This is a genomic window from Aeromicrobium sp. PFPM2_SD2 (assembly GCF_057364525.1).
Window position 1 is genome coordinate 1 of the sequence record NZ_JBNFNZ010000140.1, and the last position, 5,539, is coordinate 5,539.

The following is a 5,539-nucleotide window of genomic DNA, read 5'->3' on the forward strand; positions in this document are numbered from 1 at the left end:
GTCCGTCCTGGAGGGCCCCGGACGCCCGTCGCGGCCGTGGCTCACCGAGCTCGCCGACGACCTCGACGCCTGACCGCTCCCCCGAGCGCCGCGCCGGGCGTCGTCGGCGCCGACTCCGCTCCTGGGCCCCGTCGACGGGCCGGCTCGCGAGACGCTCGTCCACGATGCGGACGCCTGTTACACATCGTGAGACGCCTGCCCTAGGCTCGTGCCCACTCATCCAGAGGAGCAGAGGGACCCGGCCCGCTGAAGCTCCAGCAACCAGCTCGACCACGAGCCAGGTGCTACCTCCGGCCCCGGCGACGGCCGTCGGGGGCAGATGACGGGAGTCCTGTCGTGACCATCGGCGCGTCCGCCACCAAGCCCACCCCCCGCACCGGAGCCTTCGGCCCGGCGACCCACCTCGCGTGTCGCGAGTGCGGCCACCGCACCGAGCTCGGCCCGCACTACGCCTGCACCGAGTGCTTCGGCCCGCTGGAGGTCGGCTACGACTTCGGCCGGGTCACCCGCGAGCAGATCGAGGCCGGTCCGCGCAGCATCTGGCGCTACCGCTCGCTCCTGCCGGTGCCCGACGACGTGGCGTCCTTCCCCAACACCGACCCCGGCTTCACCCGCCTGGTCAAGGCCGACAACCTGGCTCGCGAGCTGGGCATGCGCTCGGTGTGGGTCAAGGACGACTCGGGCAACCCCACCCACTCGTTCAAGGACCGGGTCGTGGCCGTGGCGCTGGCCGCGGCGCGCGAGCTCGGCTTCACCGTCCTGGCCTGCCGTCGACGGGCAACCTGGCCAACGCCGTCGCCGCTGCCTCGCGCGCGCCGGCATCCGCGGCGTCGTGTTCATCCCGTCGAACCTCGAGCAGGCCAAGGTGCTCACCAGCGCGGTCTACGGGGGCGCGCTCGTGGCGGTCGACGGCAACTACGACGACGTCAACAAGCTGGCCAGCGAGATCGCCGGCGAGGAGCCGGACTGGGCGTTCGTCAACGTCAACGTGCGTCCCTACTACGCCGAGGGCTCCAAGACGCTGGGCTACGAGATCGCCGAGCAGCTGGGCTGGCGCCTGCCCGAGCAGGTCGTCATCCCCGTCGCGTCCGGCTCGCAGCTGACCAAGGTCGACAAGGCGTTCGGCGAGCTCGGCGAGCTGGGCCTGGTCGAGCCGACCCCGTACAAGGTCTTCGGCGCCCAGGCCACGGGCTGCTCGCCGGTCGCGGCGGCCTACAAGTCCGGGCACGACGTCGTCCGCCCGGTCAAGCCCGACACCATCGCCAAGTCGCTGGCGATCGGCAACCCGGCCGACGGCCCGTACGTCCTGGACGTCACGCGCCGCACCGGCGGCAGCGTCGAGGACGTCAGCGAGGACGAGATCCGCGACGGCATCGCGCTGCTGGCCCGCACCGAGGGGATCTTCGCCGAGACCGCCGGCGGCGTGACCGTCGCGACCCTGCGCAAGCTGCTCGCGACCGGCCAGCTCGACCCCGACGCCGAGACCGTCGTGCTCAACACCGGCGACGGGCTCAAGACGCTCGACGCCATCGCCGACCGCGTCGGCCCGACCGTGACCATCCCGCCGACGTACGACGCCTTCGTCGCCACCGGCATCGCCTGAGAACCGAGGAGAACTCCCCAGCATGAGCGTGAGCGTCCGCATCCCCACCATCCTGCGCACCTACACCGGCGACGAGTCGACGGTGAGCGCCGAGGGCGCCACCCTCGCCGACGTCGTGGAGTCGCTGGAGTCGTCCTACCCCGGCATCAAGGCGCGCATCGTCGACGAGGACGGCTCGCTGCGTCGCTTCGTCAACATCTACGTCGCCGAGGAGGACGTCCGCTTCGCCGACGGACTGGCCACGACGACCCCCGACGGCACGCAGGTCTCGATCATCCCGGCCGTCGCCGGAGGCTGCTGAGACGGTCCTCACGGGCCGACCGCCGTCCCGTCTCACGGGGCCTTGCGGGGCTCACCGGCACTGGTGGGCGGCGTGTACGCTCAGCGGTGATCAGGGCGCCCGGGCAGGGGAGCCCGACGACACGCAGGAGTGCGCATGGTGCAGGGCACCGTCAAGTGGTTCAACGCCGACAAGGGATACGGCTTCATCGCCGTCGAGGGCGAGGACGACGTGTTCGTCCACTGGTCCAAGATCACGTCGACGGCTACAAGACCCTCGAGGACGGCCAGGCCGTCAGCTTCGAGGTCGTGGACGGCCCCAAGGGGCGCGAGGCCCACGAGGTCAAGCCCGGCTGACGTCTTCGCAGGAGGGTCCGACGCGAGTCGGACCCTCCTCGCACGTCCAGGCCCGGGACGCAACGTGACACTTGCGATGTGACATCGCCGATGTCAGACTCGGTCCATGACGTACGACATCGTTGCCGCGTCGACGGCCCCCACCGGCGGCGCCGCGCTCGACCAGGTGGTCGGCCTCAGTGTCGCCGCCGCCGTCATCACCGCGGTGCTCGGGGTCCTGGCCTGGCAGCACCGCACCCACCGCAGCGACTGGCTCGAGCGGGTCGGTGACCGGCTCGGCGCGCGCATGCGCCAGCCCGGCTGGGTCGCCCTGCCGGTCGCCATCACCGGCGTCTCCCTCGTCGTCGCCCTGCTGGGCTACATGTGGGACGTCGCCCTGCACGCCGGGCGCGGCCGCGACGAGGGCCCGCTGGCCAACCCCGCGCACTACCTGATCCTCTACGGGCTGTTCGCCATCTTCCTGGCCGGCATGGTCGCGGTGGTCTACAGCCGCCGGGGCGAGCGCCCCGGCCCGGCCGCGGTGCGCGTCACCCGGCACTGGTTCGCCCCCGTCTCCGGCCTCTACATCGCCGGCTGCGGCCTGTACGCGCTCGTCGGCTTCCCGCTCGACGACGTGTGGCACCGGCTGTTCGGCCAGGACGTGACGCTGTGGGGCCCACCCACCTCATGCTCATCGGCGGCGCCGGGCTGGCCACCGCCGGCATCGTGCTGCTCGTGCGCGAGGGCGAGCTGTCCGGCCAGAGCGAGCCGATGCCGCCGGCCGTCCGCTACCTGCTGCTCTCGGTCGCGTTCGGCGCGCTGCTCATCGGCCTGTCGGTCTTCCAGGGCGAGTTCGACTTCGGCGTCGCCCAGTTCCGCCTGGTGTTCGCCCCGTTCCTCGTCGTCATCGCCGCCGGCATCAGCCTGGTCGCCGCGCGGGTCTACGTCGGCCCAAGCGCTGCGGTCGTGGCCACCCTGTTCTTCCTGGCGATGCGCGGCGTCGTCACCCTGGTCGTGGGCGAGCTGACCGGCCAGGCCCACCACGTCTTCCCGCTGTACCTGGGCATGGCGCTCGTGGTCGAGCTGCTGGCCCTGACCGCACTGGCCCGCCGGCCGCTCGTGCTCGGGGCGGTCGCGGGGCTGGGCATCGGCACCGTCGGCCTGGCCGTCGAGCTGGCCTGGACGAACCGGGTGTTCGCCTTCGACTGGACCCGCGGCATGTGGACCGAGGGCCTGGCCATGGCGGTGCCGACCGCCGTCGGTGCCGGCCTGTGCGGCGCGCTGTTCGCGCTCGGCCTGCAGGGCCGGCTGCCCGCCGCGCGGTCAGCGGCACGATCGTCGCCGGCTTCCTGGCCGTCGTCTCGCTCGGCGTGGCCAACGGCCTGTGGGCCACCGTGCCCGACGACGCCGAGGTCACGCTGACGACCACCGACGCCGGCACCGCGTCGGAGCCGGCCGTGCTCGTGCGGGCCGAGCTGCCCGACGGTCTGGTCGACGACGACCCGACGTGGATCCAGGTCACCGCCTGGCAGGGCGGCGGCGAGGGCGTCGTGACCGACGTCCTCGAGCGGGTCGGCGACGACACGTGGGAGTCCACCACGCCGGTCCCCGTCGGCGGCACCTGGAAGACGCTGCTGCGCGTCCAGGACGGCCGGATGCTGACGGCCGCCCCGATCTTCATGCCGGCCGACGCGGCGATCGACGCCGAGGAGATCCCCGTCGAGGCGGCCACCACGCGGGCCCTGGGCCCGGAGATCGACCTGCTCCAGCGCGAGCGCACGAGCGACCACCCGGCCTGGACGTGGGCCGCGGCCAACGCCGTCGTGCTGGTCTGCAGCCTGGCGATGGTGGCCGGCATCTGCTGGTCGGTCGCCCGGGTCGCGTCGCGCGTCGAGGGCTCGGCCGCCCGCGCCGACGAGCGCGTCGCGCTGAGGCCGGAGACTCGCTGCTCGTGACCCCCGACGTGCTCCTGGCCCACCACGCGGCCCTGGTCGCCGTGCCGGCGGTGCTCCCGGCCGTCGTGCTGGCCGGGACCGTGCTGTGGATCGTCCGCAAGGACCGGCGCGAGGAGGCCGCGCAGCAGAACCAGACCGACGACCTGACGGAGGAACCATGAGGACGACCACGACCGCCCTGGCCGCCGGCCTGCTGGCCCTGACGCTGACCGCCTGCGCCGGCCAGGACGACGAGCCGACCGGGCGCGCCTCGGCGACGGCCACCACCGAGGCGACGCCGGCCACCGGCGAGTCGCCCGGCGCGCAGCCCACCGAGCAGGACGAGGGCGTCGTCGTCGAGGTGGCCATCGCCGACGGCTCGGTGACGCCGCAGGGCGAGCGGGTCGAGATGGGCGTCGGCGAGCCGGTCACGCTCCGGGTGCAGAGCGACGAGGCCGACGAGATCCACGTGCACAGCGACCCGGAGCACTCCCTCGACGTCGAGCCCGGCCAGGAGGGCGTGCTGACCTTCGCGGTCGAGCGTCCGGGCCAGGTCGCGGTCGAGTCGCACCACCTCGACGCGACGATCGTGCAGCTCGTCGTCCGGTGATCGGCCCGCTGGCGGCCCACGGCATCGGCGGTCCGACCGACCTGCCCATCCCGCTCCTCTACGCGGTCATGGGCGGCACCTGGGCCCTCACCGCCACCTTCGCCGTCGCCGTGCTCGCCTGGCGCCGGCCGCGCTACACGAACGGCCCCGCGCCCGAGCCGCCCCGCGCCGGCGTCCGTGGCTGGCGGTGCTCGGCGCGGTCCTGACGCTGTGGTGGCTCGTCGCGCTGTACGCCGGGCCGGAGCAGGACAACCCCGGCGTCGGGACGCTCTACGTCCTGGTGTGGGTCGGGCTCGTGCCCCTCGCGCTGGCGTTCGGCCACGTGTGGCGCGACCTCTCGCCGTGGCGCACCCTGCAGGCGCTGGTCGGCCGGGTCACCGGCCGTCCCGACGGGCTCCTGGCCTACCCGGCCTGGCTGGGCTACTGGCCGGCCGCGCTGGGCCTGCTCGCCTTCGTCCTGCTGGAGCTCGTGTGGCCCGGCGCGGGGGAGGCGGCGGACGTCCGCACCTGGGTGGCCGGGTACGTCGTGGTCACGGTCGTGGGCGGTCTCGTGCTGGGGCCGCGTTGGTACGACCGGGCGGACCCGTTCGACGTCTACAGCGCGCTGGTCGCCCGCCTGTCGCCGTTCGTGCGCGACGGGCGGTTCGCCCTGCACGACCCGCTGCGGACGCTGGCCCAGGTGCCGGTGGCGCCGGGCCTCGTCGCCGTGCTGGCGTCCTGCTCGGCTCGACCGCCTTCGACAGCTTCTCGGCCACGCCCGGCTGGCAGGCCCGCTCG

The 5,539-nt window shown here is 73.7% G+C and carries 6 protein-coding genes, 3 pseudogenes and 1 riboswitch; all 9 genes and pseudogenes read left to right on the forward strand.

Going from position 1 to position 5,539, the window contains the following annotated elements; translation table 11 throughout:
* Nucleotides 1-213 precede the first annotated feature (213 nt).
* A riboswitch (SAM riboswitch) is annotated at nucleotides 214-326 on the forward strand.
* Nucleotides 327-336: 10 nt separating this feature from the next.
* A pseudogene (gene thrC / locus AC2W7G_RS08295) lies at nucleotides 337-1,603 on the forward strand (threonine synthase).
* A 22-nt stretch (nucleotides 1,604-1,625) separates the two neighbouring features.
* Entirely contained in the window at nucleotides 1,626-1,904 is a 279-nt protein-coding gene (locus AC2W7G_RS08300; RefSeq protein WP_485868014.1) for a MoaD/ThiS family protein, read from the forward strand.
* A gap of 135 nt (nucleotides 1,905-2,039) precedes the next feature.
* Nucleotides 2,040-2,239, forward strand: a pseudogene (locus AC2W7G_RS08305) (cold-shock protein).
* 648 nt (nucleotides 2,240-2,887) lie between these two features.
* Nucleotides 2,888-3,640 carry a hypothetical protein gene (locus AC2W7G_RS08310; protein WP_485868015.1) on the forward strand — a complete coding sequence of 251 codons (753 nt, stop codon included), beginning with the start codon at nucleotides 2,888-2,890 and terminating at the stop codon, nucleotides 3,638-3,640.
* Complete coding sequence (locus AC2W7G_RS08315) at nucleotides 3,589-4,173, forward strand: hypothetical protein (RefSeq protein WP_485868016.1); 585 nt, start codon at nucleotides 3,589-3,591, stop codon at nucleotides 4,171-4,173. Before AC2W7G_RS08310 ends, AC2W7G_RS08315 begins: the two co-directional genes overlap by 52 nt.
* Nucleotides 4,170-4,334 carry a hypothetical protein gene (locus AC2W7G_RS08320; protein ID WP_485868017.1) on the forward strand — a complete coding sequence of 55 codons (165 nt, stop codon included), beginning with the start codon at nucleotides 4,170-4,172 and terminating at the stop codon, nucleotides 4,332-4,334. Before AC2W7G_RS08315 ends, AC2W7G_RS08320 begins: the two co-directional genes overlap by 4 nt.
* A complete protein-coding gene (locus AC2W7G_RS08325) occupies nucleotides 4,331-4,762 on the forward strand; it encodes a cupredoxin domain-containing protein (RefSeq protein WP_485868018.1) in 432 nt (143 codons plus the stop codon). Before AC2W7G_RS08320 ends, AC2W7G_RS08325 begins: the two co-directional genes overlap by 4 nt.
* Complete coding sequence (locus tag AC2W7G_RS08330) at nucleotides 4,759-4,968, forward strand: hypothetical protein (protein ID WP_485868019.1); 210 nt, start codon at nucleotides 4,759-4,761, stop codon at nucleotides 4,966-4,968. The genes AC2W7G_RS08325 and AC2W7G_RS08330 overlap by 4 nt, the downstream gene beginning before the upstream one ends.
* A pseudogene (locus tag AC2W7G_RS08335) lies at nucleotides 4,950-5,539 on the forward strand (hypothetical protein); the annotation flags it as partial. The gene AC2W7G_RS08330 and the pseudogene AC2W7G_RS08335, both read left to right, overlap by 19 nt.